Source organism: Allobosea sp. P4_C6, assembly GCF_056402015.1.
This window is the reverse complement of record NZ_JBFUIF010000309.1, coordinates 1-784: the sequence shown is the minus strand read 5'-3', so window position 1 is coordinate 784 and position 784 is coordinate 1. Positions and strand designations below refer to the sequence as shown.

The following is a 784-nucleotide window of genomic DNA, read 5'->3' as shown; positions in this document are numbered from 1 at the left end:
GGTCATCGGGATGTCGCCATGTGCTGTGAGGAAAATGATCGGCTTGGGATTTCCGTTCATCGTCAGATGACGCTGGAGGTCGAGCCCGCTGAAGCCGGGCATACGCACGTCGAGAATGAGACATCCCGGCCGGTTGAGCATGCTGGTCTCGAGCAGTGCCTGTGTCGAGCTGAACGAAACCGCTGCGAAGCTGGCTGACTCCATCAGCTCGGACAGTGCATCTCGGACCGAGGCGTCGTCATCGACTATGATGACGAGAGGCTGCTGTTCTTCTGCTGCACCTCGCCTGGAGGAGAGCGCCGATTTCCGTGAGAGTGAGCTGTCAATGATCATGTTCACCTTCCACGTCCCTGTTGAGTTAATGCCGTTGCGATCGCGGCGAGTAAGGCTTGGCCATCGAACGGCTTGCAGAAGAAACTCTCTACGGCCCGTGCCCTGATCTGCTCGGCGATCTCGTGGCGCCCGGTGATGAGAAAGACCGGCAGTTCCGGACGTGCCCTATTGACGAGGTCGCGCAGTTCGAAGCCGTCGWGCCCCGGCATGCCGACATCGGTGATGAGGAGATCCAGTCCGGAGAGGCCGGCCTGGATCAGCGCTGCCGCCGACGAGAAGCTACGAACCGCATAACCAGCTGACTCAAGCAATTCCTCAAGCGATTCGAGCAATCTCGGATCGTCATCGACGACGGCCACGACAGATTTATGCTTGGTCACGCTTGGAGTCCTCCCATCCGGCGCGAATGCTGGATCGGGATTTCCAACCTCTCCGCAATTCGCACCAGGTC

At 59.3% G+C, this 784-nt stretch carries 2 protein-coding genes; both read right to left on the bottom strand.

From position 1 onward, the window contains the following. The coding region (locus tag AC1DVA_RS28860; protein ID WP_476808198.1) for a response regulator transcription factor at positions 1–333 on the bottom strand (333 nt) is incomplete at its 3' end. A 2-nt stretch (positions 334–335) separates the two neighbouring features. After that, positions 336–713 carry a response regulator gene (locus AC1DVA_RS28855; protein ID WP_476808199.1) on the bottom strand — a complete coding sequence of 126 codons (378 nt, stop codon included), beginning with the start codon at positions 711–713 and terminating at the stop codon, positions 336–338. Between the last annotated feature and the right edge of the window lie 71 nt (positions 714–784).